We start from the raw sequence: 20,487 nt of genomic DNA on the forward strand, positions 1-20,487 counted from the left end.
GAATAATATTTAAATATAGGTACCTAAAAAAAATATATAGTACGTAGTCTATAATAGATTAAAAAATGAAGGAGGCAAAGTTATGAAAAGAATAATTAGTTTTATATTGGCAGTAGCATTAATACTTCCGATGACTTTAACATCAAGTTATGCTAATTCTAAACATGGTTTTATTCCACCTGGATTAGCAAAAAAAGGAGGCTTACCACCGGGAATAGCCAAAAAATTTAGAGATATCGACGAATATGAGTGGGCTCAAAGTTCTATAGAAAGAATGTCATTAAAAGGTATAATAAAAGGAATTAGTGACAATGAGTTTTCACCTTCGAAAAATGTTACTAAAATAGAGTCATTAGCAATGATTATTCGTACAATGGGATGGGATGATGAAGCTAATGAATGTCTTGACTTAATAAAGAAAGGCAAGAAAGATGATAAGCTAGAAGAAAAATTACAAGATTGGGGAAAAGGATACATAGAAGTAGCTCTTGATAAAGGCATAATTGATGAAGTTGACATATGGCAGGATAATTTCACTACTCCTGCAACAAGACAAGAGGTAGCAAAATATATTATAAGAGCTTTAGGATATGAAGAAGAAGCTCAAAAATATATGAAAGAAGACCTTAGATTTAAAGATACATCAGCAGTTCAAATAGGAAACGTTGGATATATATACTTAATTGATAAAAAAGAAATTATGGCAGGATATCCAGATGATACATTTAGACCAAATCAATCAGTAAAAAGAGCAGAAATGGCCAAATTAATTGACAATTTAGATGAAAAGTTAAATGATGAAGACACCAAAGAAGATGAAGATAAAGATGAAGTAGAAACAAAAGATATTTTCAAAGGAAAAATAACTGAATTAGACTTAGACGATGAAGAAATTGTTGTAAAAATAGATAATAAAGAAAAATTATTCGAAATCGAAAATAATACAGTTATAAAAATAGATAATAAAGAAGAAAATATTGAAGATTTATATGTAGGAATGAATGTTAAAATCATAGTAGAAGATGAAAAAGTAGTTAAAGTATATGCTTATTATGATGAAGAAGAATATAAAGGAACTATGTTAAGTACTAATATAGAAAAAAACGAATTAACAATAAAAGTAAATGATATTGAAAAAACTTTTAAAATAGACGAAGATGCAGATATTGAATTAGATGACAAAAATGTAAAATTAGAAGAATTACAAAAAGGAATGGAATTAGAAATAAAATTAAAAGACGGAAAAATTATAGAAATAAATGCCGAATCTATAGAGCAGGAATATGATGGAAAGATAGTAGAAAAAATTGAAGGAAAAACAAATAAGCTTACTGTTAAAATAGATAATGATAATGAAACTTTTGAAGTAGATGAAGATGTAGAAATAGAACTTGAAAACAATGAAGATGGACAATTTGAAGACTTAATAGTAGGTTCAGAAATCGAAATAAAAGTAGTCAATAATGTTATTGTAGAAATAGAAGTTCAAGATTAGTATTTAAAAGCTCTATAATTTAAGCCATTAAATTTCCACAAGAAAGAATACCATAAAATAAAACCTTCAATTAATTGAAGGTTTTATTTTATGGTTATGTAATTAAATCTGTGTCTAAGCGACTTTTTCAATCCTCTGTAAACCTTTAAATATTGATATAAAAATACCTTAATTAAAAAAATACTCTCTAATTTTGATTTTTGGATTTTTATGGAATATATGTGTTGATTTATAAGATATCACAATGATTGATATGAATCAATAGGAGTTCATGTTTAATATATAGATACTCTATAGAGATATTTTACTATACGATATATATAAGTTTATGCTTTGTTATACTCATTTCGTAAATGCTATCAAACTTATATTTCATTAGTAAAGGTATATTCCCATAAAAATCAATATAACTGAAAATATGACTACACTCACGTTTAATTTGAACATTTTATTTTTATCATTTAATATATTACTAGCAAATTTACGGAACCCCTCATAATTGAATATAATTGTACTAATCTTAACAATAGTTACAGAAGATAGTGCTGATATAATCCAACTATAATTTACGTGAGTTGTAAAATGTTTATACCATGTATATCCTACTAAAAAATAAGCAATCAAGGCTACTATATAAATCCATTTAGATTTATTAACAGTATAGGCATTATTTAATTCCCATTCCTTCCATCTCGATCCCATTATTGACATCACAATCCTAGATCCAATTCCTATGGATGCCCATAAAAAACAAATAAACTGAAAATAACTAATAGAAATCATATTTTTTATCCCCTTTATACTAACCTAAATAATTAAAACTTATTTACTCACTTTTTTAAGCGTATTTTCAAATACTTGCCCCATTCTACTTCTTAAGTTATTTAATCTAACATTCTAATTATTTTTAGCCTTAATACAAAAAACTCTAATTTGATTTACATAAATATTTTATAAATTATTTATTAAGGTTTATAATTACTTTTGCTATTTTTATTAAATTATCCATTGATACTTCATCTGAAGGTGAACTTATAGTATAATACACTTTATTTTTAATCCAAAAAACACATTTATTATTTTCTTCATAAATCACTTCATAACCTTCTAATTCAATCTTTTGTTTTTTAGTAGCATTTTCTTTATATGATATTATATCATTTCCAACCCAATGTGACATGTTAATATTTATTATATTTACACCATCACTATAAGTAGCACCTATTCCTGCTACACTATCAGAAACATCAGTATATTTCACAAATACTGGATTGTCATATGTGGTACTTTTAGCTGCTTCTCTAGATATTTCTTCTGTATTCACATCTTTAGGTTGTTTAGTAATTCGTCCTTAAGTGAAATTATATTTTTCAACATGCCCATTTTGAATTTCATTTACTATATTCTCTATCGTATTCATCTTTTCACCTCATTTAATTAGCTCTCATATATATAACAAATTAATTATATATTTTGTGACACTTGTTTCACTCAAATTATCTGAATACAAGTTGAATCTATATCAATATTTCATTTTTCTACTTCCTCAGATGTTTTTTAATCTAATGCTCCATGAATAATTGCACATAAAACAAATGCATTTCATATGCAATTCTTGTATATGTTAGAGCTCTTTTGTAATTTAAAAACGATCACCACTCTTTAACCCCATAAGTTTAGCAAAACAAAAAAACTTTGATACATAATATCAAAGCCTATAAGCAAAACTCCTTTTTTCCTTATTTTGATTGAATTTATATTTCATTATAGATGCATAACCTTCATCATATGATTTCTTCGTTTCTTCAAATGTTCAAATTGTTTTATTTACTTAGTACTATCCCATTCATTATCTAGCATCCCATAAACAACATGACTTACATAATGATTATATAGCCATTCTGCTTCTCTTAATACTCCTTCATTCTTGAAACCTAATCTTTGTGGTATTGCCCTACTTTTTACATTTATTTTTATAAACATTATTCATCTTTAGTGAGATAATCTATTCAAGTCCCAATCTCTCACTAAATCTCACCTCATTTCTTTTTATACATTTCTTAATATATAGCAAACTAATGATTCTCTATATTTTCTAAATAAAAAGCAGCATTATATAAATACATTTTTTTGGTTTATTAGTATATTTTAACATAAAATATAATGTTTTAATTATTTTTATGTCTTTATGCAAAAATACTACTTTTGATTACTTGCTGATTTTATATAAATATTTCAAATCCAAAAAAGAAGTAAAATCCGAGGATTTCACTTCTTTCTTTATAGTTAACTTATTATTTTTTAATTCTTATCTAATTTTTTAACTCTTTAATATTATTTTCAAATTTTTCTATCTTATTGTCTTTTTGAAGCTGATCCATTTTTTCTTTGTATGAGTCTCGTTCTATAGTATCCTTTATTTGATTCTTAACATCTTCAAAAACCCTAATTTCATCAACTCTATCCATAACCTTTATTATATGGTATCCAAATTCAGTCTCTACTAAATCAGATATTTCTCCAGCTTTAAGTTCAAAAGTCGCCTTTTCAAACTCTGGAACCATAACGCCTTTTCCGAAGTATCCAAGATTTCCTCCGTTAATTCCAGAAACGGTATCCTCAGAGTATTTTTTAGCTAAGGATGCAAAGTCTTCTCCATTTTTAGCTCTTACTAATATGTCCTCTGCTTTTTTCTTTGCTATTTTTTTATCTTGATCAGATAAAGGCTGCATACTATCATCAACACTTTTGAATAATATATGAGAAGCTTTTGCCTCTTCTTTTTTGTATTGTTCTTTGTTTTTTTCGTAGTACACTTTTAGTTTTTCATCATTTAATTGTAAAGATGTTATATAGCTGTCTTTATATTTAGATACTAACATATCTTTTTTTAATTGATTCTTTAAAAATTTATCGTCTATACCATTGTCTTCTAAGTACTTCTTAAATTGTTGATTTAATTCAAGTTGAGTTTTAAACTGTTTGAATTTTTCTTCTACATCTTTATCATCTACATTTATACTTTCCTTTTGAGCTGCCTGATAAACTAATTCATCATCGATTATGTTATTAAGCACTTGTTCTTTTATAACCTCTATTACAGTTTTTCCTTTTTCAACTTCCACATTCCATATATCAGGTCCATATATAGCCTCAAAATTCTTTTTGTACATAGCTAAAACCTTTTCATACTCATTAACAGTTATTACAGTGTCGTTAACCTTAGCCACTATATCTTTTGATTCTTTATAAGTAAATCCTGTAATAGAAAACACCATTAAAGCCATAAGTAGTGCTGCTATTATTTTTTTCATATCGAACATCCTCTCATTTTTTAAGGCTATTATATCACCTTTTGTAACATATTTACAATTTATGATTTAATAAACCCTCTTTCATATCTACTCATTTTTAATCATTTTATCCATGTAATACTGATTCTACTGAATTGAAGTTTTTAACTAATTATATACTAATTATTCGTTTATATAAGTACCTACTATTTCCCCATAATATAATACATGATAATCGTCAGTTGAATATTTTTTTTCTTTTATTTCACTGTCTATTATACATTTAGGATCCATTTCTTGTTTGTAAACTATTTTACACTCAATATGAAGATCACAGTCTTCTATTATAGGTGAATTTATGTTTTTGCTATCTACTGCATGTATATTAGATTCTTTAAATTTATCTATATCTCTGCCTGATTTAGTTCCACATATACTTAATGCTTCTTTTAACTGTCCTTTTAGTGGAAAGCTTACAGAAAAATCTTTAGCATTTTCTATTAATTTGTATGTATGTCTTGAATATCTTACCATGGCAGTAAAAATAGGCTTATTCCACATAAAACCTAAATTTCCCCAAGCTATTGTCATTGTATTTACATTTCCATCATTATCTTTAACATTTAAAAAAGCTCCCTTTTGAAGCTGATTTAAAAGTTCTTTAGATAATTCATTATATTTTATTTCCCTCACAAAAATCACTCCTTAAAATTTATCCGAAAGCTAAAAGTTCTAAAACTCCATCCGCTTAAGGCTGTAGATAAGAACTTAACAGCTTCTGGATTAGCTTACCCCTAGGGCACTTACGCAGCTAAAAATTCAGTTGGAGTAAAAACTCCACCTAAATTAAGTTTCGCTTTATATTTCTATTCTATATAAGATTTAATATATATTAAATTTATCACTTAGCCATAGAGGCATCAAGCTAAGATATATATTTTCTTTAAATATTTTTTTTTAATCAAAAATTCTAGTCACGAGTAACTCTTGTCGTTGGATAGGCTAATTGAATATCTTCTTCATCTCTAAATACTCTAAGAATATCTTCCCATATATCATTAACAGTATTACGCATTTGACGTGGTGGACACAAGTATCTCATAGTTAACTGTATTCCACTTTCTTTAACATCTGTATATACAATTGGAGTTAGGTTATTATAATGAATCATATAATTTTTTTTTGCTTCATCTACGCTTCTAGCGGCTTCATCCGATAAGTGCAAAGAATGTTTATTGCTTATATCCGTCAAAATCATTTTAGCCTTTTCCCAATCACTTTCAAAAGTAATAAGTACCTTTATTTCACTCCAAATATATTTAAAGCCTTTATTATAGTTAATTAAAGAATGTGAAAAAATGTAATGGTTTGGAATAATAGCAATACACCCTGTACTCTGCTCCCCATTCTCAAAGGATGACACTTCCATTAAACTAAACTGAAACATCCTTATATCAATAACATCCCCTTTTTGATTATTTATACTTATACGATCACTTACTTTAAATGGTTTTTTTATAATTATAAATACCCATGCTGCTATATTTGAAAATAGATTTTTTAAAGCAATAGCAATACCAGCTGATACAAGCCCTAAATAGGTTGTTAAACTAGTTGTAGTATTCGACCAAAGAAATATACAAACGATCACAAAACTAGAACTAAAAAAATAATAAACTCTTTTTCTAACTAAATAATACTTATTCTTATCATCAATATTAGTATAAATAATATGATTAATAATTTTAATACTTAGCATAATAGCTATAAGAGCTATAAAAGTCCAGAATACCTTTATCACCAAATCATTTCCATTTATATATGTAAAAATCGAATTCATTAGTATAACTCCTTCCAATATAGATTATCATTTATATACATACTATATCGGCTCTAATCAAATTATTCTATATTTTTTATATATGTTCCAATCCTATACCGTTGCACCAAAGTGTTTAATCTATTGATGCATATTAAAATGTTATGTGCTGTAAACCTCTATGGTCAATTCGAAGTAATCTTATTGCATAATATATTCATCAATTCTTTTTTTGTAGATAGCTGCCCACAAAATATTTCATACTCTTTACTCCCAACTTCCATATAAAAATTAGAACCAAAGTCATCCCTAATACTTTTTATTCCTTCTATATCATATAACTTATTCCCTATTACTAAAATATTTTCTCTATACATAACCTTATATTTGATATACATACTTATTTTCATTGAAATATATTGTACTATCATAACTATGATCATATCATTGCACACTGTCCTTAAAAACTTTGTTCTGATAATCATGCCTATATTTATGCACCATGCTATAGCAATGAAACCAATAAAAAGTATGCAGTATTTTACTATCGATGACTTTCCGTAAGGTTTTATATAATTCAAATCTAAATCCTTCACTCTGTACTTTACTATTTTTCCCTCTATAAAACTAAGAATTAGAACTAATACATTCATATATATATAATAACGACTCACTAACTTAGACCCATTTCTTGCTCCTATATTTTCATACATTTTAATATTCATAAAAACTAGTGCTATTCCTAATAATATAATCAAATATTTAAAAATAGACTCTCTTATCTTAATAATTCTTTTCATATATGTTCCCTTAAAATATCCATATATTATTTCACACCCTTTTATAAAGTTTATAAGATTAAATCGTTCCACTGTTCTAATACTAAGCTATTAATAAATCATGCAACGAGTAGCTGCTTATGCAGCCCTCGATCCCATTAGTAGATAAGATATAAGTAAATAATATTGTTACATGGTATTGCTATATTCTCCAATCAGGACCTGATATTCCACCAAACTTTACCCATCCTTCCTTTTTTATACCATCAACTTCATATTCTATTCTATAAATCATTCGCCCCTTACCAACAAACATAAATGGCCCAATCCCTGTAAAAAAATTACGTCGCTCATAACCAATTAAGCGTCCCCCAAGAGAATCAATCTTACTCGCGATACTATCCTGGTGGCTTTCAATTCTTGAAATATATATTATAATAATTATTATTATAAAAGCCAACATACCTAAAGCATCCATACAATTCTCTCCTATCTAAATATATGTTTTTATTCATAAATTCATTATATTTTCATATCTAATTAATATTGAACTCTAATACTTAATCTTATATGCAAAAAATATCAATTTACTTATTGTAACAAAAGTTGCACTAACGATCTAAATTGTGATAATTTTATAAAGCATAATCTGTAGTTTTATTAAAACGTTGACAAAGTAGCGTTATTTTAATGTGTATTATTTTGAGCCCAAGTGCAAACAGTCTCTATATCCACCATCCATATCCATACTATCAAATAAAACCAAATTTTTCCACGATATTTTTGTGTATTGTACTAAAAAAGACCCTGATATATAACATATCTAGATTTAACTCTTTTACAACAGCTATAGACAGTGGTGCAAAAATCTTATTATAGGTTAGAGTTATATATCACTGTTATAGTAAAACAAATCCTATAAAATTATTAAGAGAATGTACAATAATACATGCTTATAATAAATTTATTTTATTGAAAAATTTAACACCTTTCCTATTGTATAGGATTCTTATATCTTTGAAAAACTATTAAAAGATATATAATTTTAGGAGTGATATAATGAATCATATTTCATTAGACATGTTGGCACCACCTATTACAGCACAAGCATATGTAAATGGAACACAAAAACAAATCTCTCTTGGAGACTATACAGGAGAATGGCTCATACTCCTTTTTTATGGTAGTGACTTCACATTTGTATGACCAACCGAATTGGCAGCAGTTGCTGATAGATATACTGAAATCACTGGACTTGGAGCAGATGTTTTAGGTATCAGTACAGATAGTATTTATTCTCATAAAGTATTTCATGAAGTTTCTCCAAGTGCAAAAAAAGTAATGTATCCTTTAATTTCTGATAGAACACTTAATATTTCTAGATCCTATGGTGTTTTAGATGATAAAAGTGCATCATCTTACAGAGCTACTTTTATAATTGATCCTAATGGGAAAATAAAACTTTGGGAAGTCTATCCTTCTACTGTAGGTAGAAATATTGATGAAATAATTCGAGCATTAAAAGCAATACAATATAATGCTCAAAGTAATGAAGGCACACCAGCAAATTGGCAACCTGGTGAAAATGGCATAAAACCCGATTTACAATCTGCAGGGAAAATATGATATAAATTTGATAGTAACTTATACAGTGTAAGAGTAAAATTGCAAAATAATACACATTAAAACGTTGACAAAGTAGGGTTATTTTAATGTGTATTATTTTGATTTTAAGCACAAAAAAGACTCTGATGCATAACACATCAAAGCCCCAAACGAACACTATCTTTTAACTACAACAGCAGTACCCATTCCACCACCAATGCACAAAGTAGCAAGCCCATACGTAGAATCCCTTCTCTTCATCTCATGAAGTAATGTTACAAATATCCTAGCCCCAGATGCTCCTATTGGATGACCTAGTGCTATTGCTCCACCGTTTACATTTACCTTTTTCATATCAAGATTTAACTCTCTAGCAACAGCTATAGACTGTGCTGCAAAAGCTTCATTAGCTTCTATTAAGTCCATATCATCAATACACAAATTAGCTTTATCAAGAGCTTTTTTAACAGCATCAACTGGTCCTATTCCCATTATAGACGGATCTACTCCTTTTGATGCATAACTAACTATAGTTGCTAAAGGTTCAAGCCCTAACTCTTCGCACTTTTCTTTACTCATTATAACAAGACCTGCTGCACCATCATTTATTCCAGATGCATTTGCTGCAGTTACTGTTCCATCCTTTTTAAACGCAGATTTTAGCTTTTGTAATTTTTCTAATTTAGCACCATATTTTATAAACTCGTCTTTATCAAATACTATAGGATTTTTTTTTCTTTGAGGTATAACAACTGGAACTATTTCATCATCGAATTTTCCATCTAACTGTGCTTTCTCAGCCTTATTCTGAGATCTAAGTGCAAATTCATCTTGTTCTTCTCTAGTTATATTATATTTTGTAGCTAAATTCTCAGCAGTAATTCCCATATGGTAGCCATTAAAAGCATCCCAAAGTCCGTCCTTTATCATCATATCATTTATATCAGAATCACCCATTCTATATCCCCATCTAGCATTTTGAAGTAAATAAGGTGATTTTGACATATTCTCAACTCCACCTACTACAACTATATCATTATCCCCTGATAATATAGTTTGAGCAGCAAGTGATACACTTCTAAGACCTGATCCACATACCTTATTTATAGTCATTGCAGGGACATTATCCGGAATACCTGCATCTAATGAACACTGTCTAGCTATATTTTGACCAAGGCCACCTTGAAGGACACATCCAAATATAACTTCATCTACATCATTTGGACTTATATTAGATGTTTTTAAAGCTTCTTTAATAACCAAACTTCCAAGTTGTCTAGCTTCTATATCCTTAAGTGATCCCCCATAATTTCCTATAGGTGTTCTAACTGCTGAGACAACTACAGCTTCTCTCATCCCAACTCCCCCTTTAATATTTATAAAATCCGTTCTTTGTTTTTCTTCCTAGTAAATTTCCTCTGACCATCTTTTTAAGAAGGGTATGAGGTCTATATTTGTCATCTCCAAATTCTTTATGTAGTATTTCCATTATGAATAAAACAACATCATTTCCTATAAGGTCAGATAACTCAAGTGGTCCCATAGGATGACCAGCTCCTAGCTTCATAGCCTTATCTATCTCTTCACTAGTAGCTATTCCATCACCTAAAATACCTATTGCTTCATTTATCATAGGTATTAATATTCTATTAACTATAAATCCCGGAGCCTCTTTAACCATAACGGGATCCTTACCTATTTGAGTACATAGTTCATGAACCTTATCTACAGTATCTTGTGAAGATGCTATCCCTTCTATTATTTCAACTAATTTCATAACTGGTGCAGGATTGAAAAAATGCATTCCTATTACCTTATCAGGTCTTTTTGTTGAAAGTGCTACTTCTGTTATACTAAGAGATGATGTATTGGTTGCAAGTACTGCATCTTCTTTTACGATTTCATCTAATTTTTTAAACAATTCTTTTTTTACTTCTATATTTTCAACTATTGCTTCAATTATAATGTCACATTCTTTTAATTCCTCTATTTCAACACAAATATTAAGTTTTTCTAAAATACCTTCTTTATCTTCTGATGTTATTTTTTCTTTTTTAACTTTTCTATCTAAATTTTTATCTATAATATTAAAACCTTTCTTTACTCCATTTTCACTATTTCCTTTTAGAACAACCTCATATCCTTTTTCTATAAAAACTTGTGCGATACCACTTCCCATAGTTCCAGTTCCTATTACCCCTATTTTCATAAAAATTACCCCCTATTTATTCTCAAAATTAGCTTTTCTCTTTTCATCAAATGCACTCATTCCCTCTTTTTGATCACTTGTACTAAAGCAAGAGGCAAAACATTCTACCTCATAATCAATATATAAATTTTTATTATAGGCAAAATTTATAGATTTTTTAGCTTGTTTTACGGCTATAGGAGCTTTTTTAATTATCTTATTTGCCATTTCTATTGATTCTTTTATAGGATCTTCCTCTATTTTATTTAAAATCCCCAATCTTAAAGCCTCTTTTGAATCTACAATATCTCCTGTATATATCATTTCCTTAGCTTTTGAAATACCTATAGCATTTGATAGTCTCTGAGTTGCTCCAAATCCTGGAATTATACCAAGACCAACCTCAGGTTGAGCAAATTTAGACTTTTCATTTCCTATTCTAATATCACATGCTAGTGCAAGCTCTAATCCTCCACCTAAACAATATCCATTTATTGCAGCTATCACAATTTTTTCTAAGTTTTCTATCTTTTTAAATACATTATTTCCAAGCTTTGAAAATCTCATAGCTTCAACGCATCCCATGTCCTTCATCTGCTTAATATCAGCTCCAGCTACAAAAGCCTTATTACCTTCACCAGATATTAGTAAAACATGGATATTTTTGTCTTTTTCTATTTCATCTAAAAATATATCTAACTCAATCAAAGTATCTTTATTTAAACTGTTCATATACTTAGCTCTATCTATTTTTAAAATACCTATATTATCATTAATCTTCTCATAAAATAAATTTTCCATAGTAATCCCCCTATACTATTTGTTTATTTATCATCTCTGTAACTGCAAATGTAGCTACATCATTCGCGTATTTTCCAGCACCAAATCCAGCATCATATCCAAGTTCTTTGGCTAATTCATGATCAATTCTAGCTCCTCCACATATTAAAATAATCTTATCTCTTAACCCTTCAGCCTCTAATATTTCTACTAAATTAGTTAGATTGTTTATATGTACATTTTTTTGAGTTACAGTTTGAGATACTAAAAGCACGTCTGCTTTAAGCTCTATAGCTTTTTTTACAAACTCTTCATTAGCAACTTGACTTCCTAGGTTATAAGCTTCTATCATATCGTATCTTTCAAGCCCATAATGTCCTGCATATCCCTTCATATTCATTATTGCGTCTATTCCAACAGTATGAGCATCAGTTCCAGTACTAGCTCCTACAACCACTACTTTTCTCTTTATATTATCTTTTATATATTCATCTACCTCTTTCATAGACATTGTATCCACTTCAACAGTTTCAACATGTACAGTAGTATAATCAACAGTGTGATTCAAACTTCCATACACAACATAATATGTAAATTCTTTATCTAGCATCCTATGATAAGCTACAGACGGCTCACTAAGTCCCATCTTTGAAGCAAGTATTTTTGCACACTCTATACCCTTTTCATCATCTTTGACAGGAAGAGTAAAACTTAATTGAACCTTTCCATCATTCATTGTATCTCCGTAAGGCTTTAGTTTTGTTAAATCAAGAGTCTTATCGAATTCCTTGTTATCCATAGAGTAAAGTCCACCGCTCATTATCTCTTCCCTCCTAACATAATATCTATAAATGGATTGAAATACTTTGTATCCTTTTTTATAACTCCTTCAAGCCCTTTACCTGAATCTATAGGTCTTTTTATTCCACCAAAAGTTCCCATTTCTAATGTCTTGAATAATCCTTTAGCTTCTATTTCCTTTAATAATTCGTATGCCTTATTTAATACCTCATTAGCTCTATTTTCTATTATTCCGCCTTTTTTAAATATTATCTCTTCTCCTAAAGAACTCATAGTATTAGATACATAACTAGCATTTTCTATTGAAAGCGCTCTATCAGACATAAAAGGTGTATGAAGAGCTTCTGTTAGCATCCCTAGAAGATGTATTTTTTGATTTGTCATTATAGTTATCATATTAAACATAGCATCTTGTATATGACCCTTAAATATATTTCCTGTCATAAACTTTGTAGGTGGCATATATTTTAATGGAGCCTTCGGAAATATCTCCCTAGCCATTTGTGCTTGTGAAAGCTCTAATAAAAAACCATCTTTTATATCAGGATTCATTTCAAAAGCATGCCCGAGTCCCATTAATTCCTCTGAGAGTCCTGCCACTAAAGCAAATTGTTCATTTATAAATTGAGATGCAAGTACAGTATGAGCTTCTTCTACTGCATCAGCTGTAGTTAGATAGTTGTCTTCACCTGTATTTATAATAACTCCTGCATATCCGTTTATAGCTCTTGAGAAGTACTGATCTATCATTGTTCTTTTCATATTTATATCTCTAAATAATATTCCATAAAGAGCGTCATTTAACATTACATCGAGTCTTTCAATAGCTCCCATGGCAGCAATCTCTGGCATACAAAGCCCTGAACAATAATTACAAAGTCTTATATATCTTCCAAGTTCTTCTCCAACCTCATCAAGAGCCTCTCTCATTAATCTAAAATTTTCTTGAGTTGCATAAGTTCCACCAAAACCTTCAGTAGTTGCACCATATGGCACATAGTCAAGAAGACTTTGCCCAGTAGTTCTTATAACTGCTATTATATCCGCTCCTTGCTTTGCAGCAGCCTTTGCCTGAACTATATCTTCATATATATTTCCAGTAGCAACTATTACATATAAATATGGTCCTTTTTTATCTGAAAATGTATTTAAATACTCTTCTCTTTTCATTTTATTAGCATCTATTTTATCCATAGTTTCCTTTACTGTAGATACTAAATTCATCTTTATATCAAATAAGTCATGAAGAGGTATTTTGGTTATATCTATTTCTTTTTTACTAATCCTTTTTGCTACCTCCTGTGCGCTTATCTCATAAGTTAGCATTGCATTTCCAACAAATAAAGCAGCCCCTAAGGATAACATATTTTTACTTTTTATACTATCTACAACTATATTAGAAAGAGGTACACCATATTCATCAATTCCATCTATTCCCATCAATCTACATACAGTTCTTTCAACCGCTACGGTAGTATGATCATCTATAAATCCCTGAACATCATTTGCAATATTTTTAGCACACTGCCTAGCTTTATCTACAATATCAAAATTCAAATTAAGCTTGCTTTCCATTTTATCTCATCCCCCCAGTAACTATTTAATAATATTGTTTTGCTATATTCACTATTGATTCATCAAGTCCCATGAGAATGGATATATTTAGAGCATCCTTTGGAACCTCACAATCTTTTGTAACTCTTTCTAATCTATAGTCCATATTATCTTGTATTATTTGTATAGATTTTGATTTATTCAAATGTATTTTATATTTTAATGAATCAAAGTCTATGTCTTTTAGTCCTCTAACTTGATAATGAACTGTATTATAATCTATAACGCCATCATAATGAGTCGATATTACACTTATACTATCAAAATTTTCTAAATATTCACACACAGATTTTACTAATATAGAGCCTTCTTTTGGATTTGTTCCTCTTGCAAATTCATCAAGAGCAACAAATCCATTTTCTCTTTTTATGGATTCTACAACTTCCTTTAACTTATGTATTTCAGCTCCAAATGTACTAAGACCCTTAGTTACAGATTGCATATCATCGGATATAAAATATATAAAATCTAGTATTGGAAATATAGCCTTTTTACAGAATACGAAAAATCCCATTTGCCCAAGCATTAAATTCAATACTATAGTATTTAAACTAATGCTCTTCCCCCCCATGTTAGCTCCTGTTATTACTGTCGATCCGCTATTTAAATCTATACTTATAGGTGTGAATTTCTTATTATTTTTTTCAACAATATCTTTTACATATGGATTTACACTGTCATTTATAGTTATAATCATTTCATCACATATTTCAGGCCTTACCCCTTTATATTTAATGGCTAATTTTGTTTTCCCTATTAGAAAATCGAGTTTTGCTAAAGAACCTATATTGATTCGTATATTGTCTACAAACTGTTTTATTTCATTTGATAAATATTTCTTTATTTGTAGTTCTTCTTTTTCCTCAAGTATTACTATCTCTAGTCGTTCTTGTTTTAAGTTGTATATTATTTCTTCATCTATTTGATTAAATATTTTTTGCTCTATCTCCATTTTTCTATATCTTATTTTTCTTAAATTCGCACTATACGAATCGTATATATAAAATGTAGGTATTCTTGTTTTTTGAGGGTCTAATAAATCTATTATTTTATCTGGTGATTTAAATTTTATATCATATATTTGAATATTTATTTCTTTATATATCTCTATTAACTCCTCAATCAAAATACAAAAACATTTTATTTCAAATATCTCAACCTCGTCCAAAACATTAGATTTTTCACATCTTTCAAGAGATTTTCTTATATCTTTAAATTTATATAGAATGTTTTCTACTTTCATATAATAATCTTTGTTTTTGATAAAGCTATTTTTCATTGTTTCTATGTAATTTAATTCCTTTACAAGAATGTCCTTTTGATTTTTTTTATAAGGTTTTATATCTTTTTTCATCTGTAATCCATACGGTGTTAAAATATCTAGATTTCTCATTATATAATTAAATCCTATGGCTTCTCTTTGACTATCATCTAAAAATCTAATATTAACCACCTCCAATAACGTCAAATACAGGTAGTTTAACTTGTGCTCTTATTTTCTCTAAAAATTGATTTTTATCAAATTCATATCCATATATTGATTTAGGATTTACACTTATCCCTATTAAATTTATTTTATTTATCACTTTTATATTTCCACCAGTTTTTAAGAATCTATACATTGTGCTGTTGCTTACAAATGACTTGGTTGAATCTTGTATTAATATGGTTAGTTCCTTATACAAATCAGTGGATTTCATTATATCTTGAACTACTTTATCAAGAAGTAAACCTTTTATAACTATATGAGTTGAATTCTTATTTAAATTTTGTACTATTTCTTTTGATGAATCTATAGATGTTAAAAGATTCAAATCTTTAAATTGTAAATCTTCGTATATAACTCCAACTCTAGATATATTGTTTGCTTTTTCTAATACAATTTCATCTTCCTCCTTATCTAAAGATAAAGTATTGACAATATGTATAGTGTCTTTTACAACATCATTCATGCTTTTAGATACACAAGCACCCGTACAAAGTATTGTTGCATCTGTAATAAATGGTGATGCAGAAGTTTTTCTTGATAAGGCTCCATCTACTAATGCAAGTTCAGCTCCTAATTTAATCAAGCTGCCACATATACCCTTTATATCTTTATTAGAAGATGCTCCAGCAAGTTCTACATGTCCATCACTTAACGATTTGGATATTATAACCTGTCCCATAGGAGTGTTTATATTTGTGCTAATTAGTATTTCTTTAGTTACATCGCTATTTAAAAAACACGTTTTACTAGTTGCAATCAATGTACCTTTAGAAATATATATCTTAGGCTTATAAGTACTTGTAACTACATCTTTTTCTTCTCCATCTCTACCTATGGAAGTAAGACCAAGGGTCATCTTGCCCTTGGTTTTACTTAATATATAATTTAAAGTTGTAGTTTTACCAACATTCTTATCCATACCTATTATGGATACACTTTTATATTTTTTAAGAGTTTTTATTATATTCTTCATGATTTTTAATGCCTCTTAACTTTCTTTCAAGACCTTCTGGTTCAAGTGCCATCCTTTGATTATTTAAAAGACCTGAAACTCCTACAAGTTCAACTTTTTCACCTTCCTTGCAAACATCACATGAACATGATGGAATATAAGTATCTGGCTCTTGATATGTTGTAATTACTCCTTCAAAGTTTCTAAGTATAACTTTATTATGGTTTTGAGAAATTACATAGTTTGGCATAACAGGTGTTTTCCCTCCGCCTCCAGGAGCATCAACTACAAATGTAGGAACACAATATCCTGATGTATGGCCTCTTAATCCTTCAATTATTTCTATTCCCTTTGATACACTAGTTCTAAAGTGTTCAAGCCCCATAGATAAATCGCACTGATATATATAATAAGGTCTAACCCTTATTTTTACTAATTCATTTACAAGTTTTTTCATCAAATGAACACAGTCATTCACTCCTCTTAGTAGAACTGATTGGTTTCCAAGAGGAATACCTGCATTAGCAAGCATTTCACATGCTTTTTTAGATTCTGGTGTTATCTCATTAGGATGATTAAAGTGAGTATTTAACCAAATAGGATGATATTTTTTAAGCATATTCACTAAATCTTCAGTTATTCTTTGTGGCATAACTACAGGTACTCTAGATCCTATCCTAACTATTTCAACATGAGGTATTTCTCTTAATCTCTTAATTATATATTCTAGTTTGTCATTAGATATTAATAACGCATCTCCTCCAGATAATAATACGTCTCTTATTTGAGGTGTTTCTTTTATATAATCAATAGCCTTATCTATTTGGTTCATAGGAAGAGTACAGTCATTTTGACCTGCAAACCTTCTTCTGGTACAATGTCTGCAATACATAGAACATTGATCTGTTACTAGCAAAAGAGCTCTGTCTGGATATCTATGAGTTAATCCTTCAACAGGCGAATCTTCGTCTTCATGAAGTGGATCAAGTAAGTCAGCTTCAGATTCATTCAGCTCAAGAGATGTTGGAATTGCTTGTTTTCTTATAGGGTCATTCAAATCATTACTATCTATTAAAGATAAATAATACGGTGTTATAGACATTCTTAAAGTTTCAAGACACTTAATAGCTCCTTTTTCTTCTTCTTCTGTTAAAGGTATATACTTTTTTAGTTCATCAACTGTCTCTATTCTATTTTTTAGCTGCCATTTCCAATCTTTCCACTGCTCATCTGTAACATTTTCAAACATCTCAAACCTTCTACTATCTTTCATAATATCCCCCTTCTATCCCCTATTGTTTTTATGCATATAAATTTTTAAATATATTTCTAAGAGTCTCGCACTCTCTCAAATCTTCTAATGTTATATCAGCATGTTTCTTTGTATATCCATTACCTATTATCATAGTTACATCTTTACCTACACCTTCTGCTCCAAGTGCTGCTTTTGTAAAGCTTGTTGCCATTGAAAAGAAATACACTATTCCTTCATCTCTAACTGGCAATATACTAGACATTTCTGTATTTTCTACATTTACACAGTTGATAGATATATCCACTTCGTTTCCATCGTTAACTTTTAATACCTGATTTAAAACCTCAGTTGGATTTTTAGCATCTGCAACTATTATTTCATTGCAAAATCCAGTATAGCTGAGAATATCTTTACTTTTCTCATTTCTTACAAGTCCTATAACTTTTCCATTTTGACCAACTGCTTTTTTAGCTTCATAGCAACAAAGTAATCCTGATTTCCCAGCAGCTCCTAATATAAGTACTGTCTCTCCTTTTTTAGCTAATTTTCTAGTTTGTGCAGGTGCTCCAGCAACATCAAGAGCTGCAAGCGCTAGAGTTTCCTCCATATCATCAGGTAAGACTGAGTATATTCCACTTTCAAACAGTATTGCCTTTCCTTTTATTTCAACTCTATCTATTTCAGGCTTTATATCTACAATTTCATCTATTTTAAGCGGAGTTAGGGAAAGAGAAACTAGTGTTGCTATTTTATCTCCTTCTTTCAAATTAACTTTATCACTCACTCTATTTCCTATTTTTTCTACTCTTCCGATTAACATTCCACCTGACCCTGTTACTGGATTTTGCATTTTTCCTTTTTCATTTACTATTTCAATTATTCTAGATTTTATCTTTTCTATATCTCCCAAACATTCATTTTCTATTTGGGTAAAGCTTGCAGAATCTATATTAAGAGCATCAACGTCTATTAATATCTCGTTATCGTATATATTCATGTCATTCGATATTCTATTAGCTGGTTGTGGCAAAACCTCTTTTGGCTCAATTACTCTATGTGTTCCATATTTACATAATTTCATAGTGTATCCCCCTTTAATTTAATCCATATATTTCAAATTTTTTGAAATCATAAGTTTTGCATCAGTTACTTCTTGTATTTCTTCAACTGTAATATCTTTGTTTATTTCTTTTAATACAAGCCCTTCCTTTGTGACCTCCATGACCCCGTATTCAGTAACAATCAAGTCAACTACCCCTTTTGCTGTAAATGGAAGCTTGCACTCTTTTAATATCTTTGGCTTTCCTTTTGCTGTATGTATCATTGCAACTACAACTTTTTTGGCTCCTACTACTAAATCCATTGCCCCTCCCATACCAGGAACTAATTTGCCTGGAATTATCCAATTTGCAAGATTTCCTTTTTCATCAACCTGAAGGGCACCTAAAACAGTAACATCCACATGTCCTCCTCTTATTAATCCAAATGACATAGAGCTATCAAAGAATGCTCCTTCATTTAATATAGATACAAACTGTCCTCCTGCATTAGTTATATCCTCATCCACACCTTCATCTCTTACTAACTTTCCCATTCCAACCATTCCATTTTCAGATTGAAATGTAATATTAATATCATCAGGTATATAATTTACAACCTTAGTCGGAAGCCCTATTCCCAAGTTCACCAATTGCCCATCACTTAATTCTTTAGCTACTCTTTTTGCAATTATTTCTTTAGCTTTTTTTGAATCTATCATGAATTTATTCATCTCCTTTGACTATGTAATCAATTAAAACACCTGGTGTCATTACTGATTCTTGCTTTATATCACCTGTATTTACTACAGATTCTGCTTCTACTATGACTTTATCTGAAGCCATGGCAATCATTGGATTGAAATTTTTAGTAGTGCCTTTATAGTATACATTTCCAAATTTATCTACTACACTTCCCTTAATAAGCCCTATATCAGCCTTCAGAGGAAGCTCTAACAAATACTCTTTTTTATTTACATTTATTTTTTGTTTATTTTCTTCTACCAAAGTTCCAATTCCAGTTTCAGTAAGTACTCCTCCAAGACCAAAACCACCTGCTCTTATTCTTTCAATTAAAGTTCCCTGTGGAGATAATTCAACCTCCATTTTTCCTTCATTCATCAATCTTCCTGTTTCACTATTAGTTCCTATATGAGATGCTATAACCTTTTTTACTTGATTATTTGCAATAAGTCTTCCAATTCCTTTATCAACAAAACTTGTATCATTTCCTATAATAGTCAACTCTTTTATATTCATATCTATTAGTAAATCAACTAATTTTTCTGGTGTTCCACATCCTAAGAATCCACCTATCATAATAGTCATTCCATCTTTAAATAAACTCTTTAAAGAATCTACTTTAACTACCTTATTCAT

Annotated in this window: 21 protein-coding genes; 2 read left to right on the top strand and 19 right to left on the bottom strand. The window is 29.4% G+C overall.

The window, feature by feature from the left end; genetic code table 11:
- Positions 1 to 82: 82 nt before the first annotated feature.
- Entirely contained in the window at positions 83 to 1,495 is a 1,413-nt protein-coding gene (locus Tmeso_RS01415; RefSeq protein ID WP_099187510.1) for an S-layer homology domain-containing protein, read from the top strand.
- Positions 1,496 to 1,870: 375 nt separating this feature from the next.
- Here Tmeso_RS01415 and Tmeso_RS01420 read toward each other — a convergent pair whose 3' ends face one another.
- From Tmeso_RS01420 to Tmeso_RS01450, 8 genes are all read right to left on the bottom strand, one after another.
- Positions 1,871 to 2,278 (bottom strand): hypothetical protein, encoded by a 408-nt coding sequence (locus Tmeso_RS01420; RefSeq protein WP_099187512.1) that lies wholly within the window; start codon positions 2,276 to 2,278, stop codon positions 1,871 to 1,873.
- A 175-nt stretch (positions 2,279 to 2,453) separates the two neighbouring features.
- Positions 2,454 to 2,819, bottom strand: a complete 366-nt coding sequence (locus Tmeso_RS01425) for a DUF4367 domain-containing protein (RefSeq protein WP_099187514.1) — start codon at positions 2,817 to 2,819, stop codon at positions 2,454 to 2,456.
- A 503-nt stretch (positions 2,820 to 3,322) separates the two neighbouring features.
- Entirely contained in the window at positions 3,323 to 3,478 is a 156-nt protein-coding gene (locus Tmeso_RS16185) for a GNAT family N-acetyltransferase (protein WP_242967796.1), read from the bottom strand.
- Positions 3,479 to 3,807: 329 nt separating this feature from the next.
- On the bottom strand, positions 3,808 to 4,809 hold the full coding sequence (locus Tmeso_RS01430; protein WP_187296180.1) for a peptidylprolyl isomerase: 1,002 nt from the start codon (positions 4,807 to 4,809) through the stop codon (positions 3,808 to 3,810).
- A gap of 162 nt (positions 4,810 to 4,971) precedes the next feature.
- Positions 4,972 to 5,481 (bottom strand): flavin reductase family protein, encoded by a 510-nt coding sequence (locus tag Tmeso_RS01435; RefSeq protein ID WP_099187518.1) that lies wholly within the window; start codon positions 5,479 to 5,481, stop codon positions 4,972 to 4,974.
- Between the two features lie 277 nt (positions 5,482 to 5,758).
- On the bottom strand, positions 5,759 to 6,628 hold the full coding sequence (locus tag Tmeso_RS01440) for a mechanosensitive ion channel family protein (protein ID WP_099187520.1): 870 nt from the start codon (positions 6,626 to 6,628) through the stop codon (positions 5,759 to 5,761).
- A gap of 164 nt (positions 6,629 to 6,792) precedes the next feature.
- Positions 6,793 to 7,407 carry a hypothetical protein gene (locus tag Tmeso_RS01445; RefSeq protein WP_099187522.1) on the bottom strand — a complete coding sequence of 205 codons (615 nt, stop codon included), beginning with the start codon at positions 7,405 to 7,407 and terminating at the stop codon, positions 6,793 to 6,795.
- Between the two features lie 181 nt (positions 7,408 to 7,588).
- Entirely contained in the window at positions 7,589 to 7,864 is a 276-nt protein-coding gene (locus tag Tmeso_RS01450) for a hypothetical protein (RefSeq protein WP_099187524.1), read from the bottom strand.
- Between the two features lie 581 nt (positions 7,865 to 8,445).
- Between Tmeso_RS01450 and Tmeso_RS01460 the strand changes: the two genes are divergently transcribed.
- Positions 8,446 to 9,012 (top strand): peroxiredoxin, encoded by a 567-nt coding sequence (locus Tmeso_RS01460; protein ID WP_278281311.1) that lies wholly within the window; start codon positions 8,446 to 8,448, stop codon positions 9,010 to 9,012.
- Between the two features lie 156 nt (positions 9,013 to 9,168).
- Here the strand turns inward: Tmeso_RS01460 and Tmeso_RS01465 are convergent, their stop codons facing one another.
- The 11 genes from Tmeso_RS01465 to Tmeso_RS01515 are packed head-to-tail and all read right to left on the bottom strand — an operon-like array spanning position 9,169 to position 20,487.
- Positions 9,169 to 10,347, bottom strand: a complete 1,179-nt coding sequence (locus Tmeso_RS01465) for an acetyl-CoA C-acetyltransferase (protein ID WP_099187530.1) — start codon at positions 10,345 to 10,347, stop codon at positions 9,169 to 9,171.
- Positions 10,348 to 10,360: 13 nt separating this feature from the next.
- On the bottom strand, positions 10,361 to 11,200 hold the full coding sequence (locus Tmeso_RS01470; protein WP_099187531.1) for a 3-hydroxybutyryl-CoA dehydrogenase: 840 nt from the start codon (positions 11,198 to 11,200) through the stop codon (positions 10,361 to 10,363).
- A gap of 12 nt (positions 11,201 to 11,212) precedes the next feature.
- On the bottom strand, positions 11,213 to 11,980 hold the full coding sequence (locus Tmeso_RS01475; protein WP_099187533.1) for an enoyl-CoA hydratase-related protein: 768 nt from the start codon (positions 11,978 to 11,980) through the stop codon (positions 11,213 to 11,215).
- 10 nt (positions 11,981 to 11,990) lie between these two features.
- On the bottom strand, positions 11,991 to 12,779 hold the full coding sequence (gene kamE, locus Tmeso_RS01480) for a lysine 5,6-aminomutase subunit beta (RefSeq protein WP_099187535.1): 789 nt from the start codon (positions 12,777 to 12,779) through the stop codon (positions 11,991 to 11,993).
- The gene (kamD, locus tag Tmeso_RS01485) at positions 12,779 to 14,335 is read right to left on the bottom strand and encodes a lysine 5,6-aminomutase subunit alpha (protein WP_099187537.1); all 1,557 of its coding nucleotides are present in this window, start codon (positions 14,333 to 14,335) and stop codon (positions 12,779 to 12,781) included. Before kamD ends, kamE begins: the two co-directional genes overlap by 1 nt.
- Positions 14,336 to 14,360: 25 nt before the next feature.
- Positions 14,361 to 15,827, bottom strand: a complete 1,467-nt coding sequence (gene kamC / locus Tmeso_RS01490) for a lysine 5,6-aminomutase reactivase ATPase KamC (RefSeq protein ID WP_242967800.1) — start codon at positions 15,825 to 15,827, stop codon at positions 14,361 to 14,363.
- A complete protein-coding gene (gene kamB, locus Tmeso_RS01495) occupies positions 15,820 to 16,836 on the bottom strand; it encodes a lysine 5,6-aminomutase reactivase subunit KamB (RefSeq protein ID WP_099187539.1) in 1,017 nt (338 codons plus the stop codon). Before kamB ends, kamC begins: the two co-directional genes overlap by 8 nt.
- Positions 16,811 to 18,088: a lysine 2,3-aminomutase gene (kamA, locus tag Tmeso_RS01500; protein WP_099187541.1), complete on the bottom strand. Its 1,278-nt coding sequence runs from the start codon at positions 18,086 to 18,088 to the stop codon at positions 16,811 to 16,813. Before kamA ends, kamB begins: the two co-directional genes overlap by 26 nt.
- Before the next feature lie 28 nt (positions 18,089 to 18,116).
- Positions 18,117 to 19,151 (bottom strand): L-erythro-3,5-diaminohexanoate dehydrogenase, encoded by a 1,035-nt coding sequence (gene kdd / locus Tmeso_RS01505; protein WP_099187543.1) that lies wholly within the window; start codon positions 19,149 to 19,151, stop codon positions 18,117 to 18,119.
- Positions 19,152 to 19,169: 18 nt separating this feature from the next.
- Positions 19,170 to 19,829, bottom strand: coding sequence for a 3-oxoacid CoA-transferase subunit B (locus tag Tmeso_RS01510; RefSeq protein WP_099187545.1), 660 nt, complete (start codon positions 19,827 to 19,829; stop codon positions 19,170 to 19,172).
- Between the two features lie 4 nt (positions 19,830 to 19,833).
- Positions 19,834 to 20,487 carry a 3-oxoacid CoA-transferase subunit A gene (locus tag Tmeso_RS01515; RefSeq protein ID WP_099187547.1) on the bottom strand — a complete coding sequence of 218 codons (654 nt, stop codon included), beginning with the start codon at positions 20,485 to 20,487 and terminating at the stop codon, positions 19,834 to 19,836.

Origin of the sequence: Tepidibacter mesophilus, from assembly GCF_002724055.1 — a bacterium.
GTDB lineage: Bacteria > Bacillota > Clostridia > Peptostreptococcales > Peptostreptococcaceae > Tepidibacter_A > Tepidibacter_A mesophilus.

What these genes read in the sequence shown, in the direction of transcription:
- Tmeso_RS01440 (WP_099187520.1), bottom strand. Translation starts at nt 6,628, where the DNA reads ATGAATTCGATTTTTACATATATAAATGGAAATGATTTGGTGATAAAG.
- kamA (WP_099187541.1), bottom strand. Translation starts at nt 18,088, where the DNA reads ATGAAAGATAGTAGAAGGTTTGAGATGTTTGAAAATGTTACAGATGAG.
- Tmeso_RS16185 (WP_242967796.1), bottom strand. Translation starts at nt 3,478, where the DNA reads ATGTTTATAAAAATAAATGTAAAAAGTAGGGCAATACCACAAAGATTA.
- Tmeso_RS01415 (WP_099187510.1), top strand. Translation starts at nt 83, where the DNA reads ATGAAAAGAATAATTAGTTTTATATTGGCAGTAGCATTAATACTTCCG.
- Tmeso_RS01475 (WP_099187533.1), bottom strand. Translation starts at nt 11,980, where the DNA reads ATGGAAAATTTATTTTATGAGAAGATTAATGATAATATAGGTATTTTA.
- Tmeso_RS01465 (WP_099187530.1), bottom strand. Translation starts at nt 10,347, where the DNA reads ATGAGAGAAGCTGTAGTTGTCTCAGCAGTTAGAACACCTATAGGAAAT.
- Tmeso_RS01420 (WP_099187512.1), bottom strand. Translation starts at nt 2,278, where the DNA reads ATGATTTCTATTAGTTATTTTCAGTTTATTTGTTTTTTATGGGCATCC.
- Tmeso_RS01470 (WP_099187531.1), bottom strand. Translation starts at nt 11,200, where the DNA reads ATGAAAATAGGGGTAATAGGAACTGGAACTATGGGAAGTGGTATCGCA.
- Tmeso_RS01430 (WP_187296180.1), bottom strand. Translation starts at nt 4,809, where the DNA reads ATGAAAAAAATAATAGCAGCACTACTTATGGCTTTAATGGTGTTTTCT.
- Tmeso_RS01510 (WP_099187545.1), bottom strand. Translation starts at nt 19,829, where the DNA reads ATGATAGATTCAAAAAAAGCTAAAGAAATAATTGCAAAAAGAGTAGCT.
- Tmeso_RS01450 (WP_099187524.1), bottom strand. Translation starts at nt 7,864, where the DNA reads ATGGATGCTTTAGGTATGTTGGCTTTTATAATAATAATTATTATAATA.
- kamD (WP_099187537.1), bottom strand. Translation starts at nt 14,335, where the DNA reads ATGGAAAGCAAGCTTAATTTGAATTTTGATATTGTAGATAAAGCTAGG.
- kamE (WP_099187535.1), bottom strand. Translation starts at nt 12,779, where the DNA reads ATGAGCGGTGGACTTTACTCTATGGATAACAAGGAATTCGATAAGACT.
- kdd (WP_099187543.1), bottom strand. Translation starts at nt 19,151, where the DNA reads ATGAAATTATGTAAATATGGAACACATAGAGTAATTGAGCCAAAAGAG.
- kamB (WP_099187539.1), bottom strand. Translation starts at nt 16,836, where the DNA reads ATGAAGAATATAATAAAAACTCTTAAAAAATATAAAAGTGTATCCATA.
- Tmeso_RS01445 (WP_099187522.1), bottom strand. Translation starts at nt 7,407, where the DNA reads ATGAAAAGAATTATTAAGATAAGAGAGTCTATTTTTAAATATTTGATT.
- Tmeso_RS01515 (WP_099187547.1), bottom strand. Translation starts at nt 20,487, where the DNA reads ATGAATAAGGTAGTTAAAGTAGATTCTTTAAAGAGTTTATTTAAAGAT.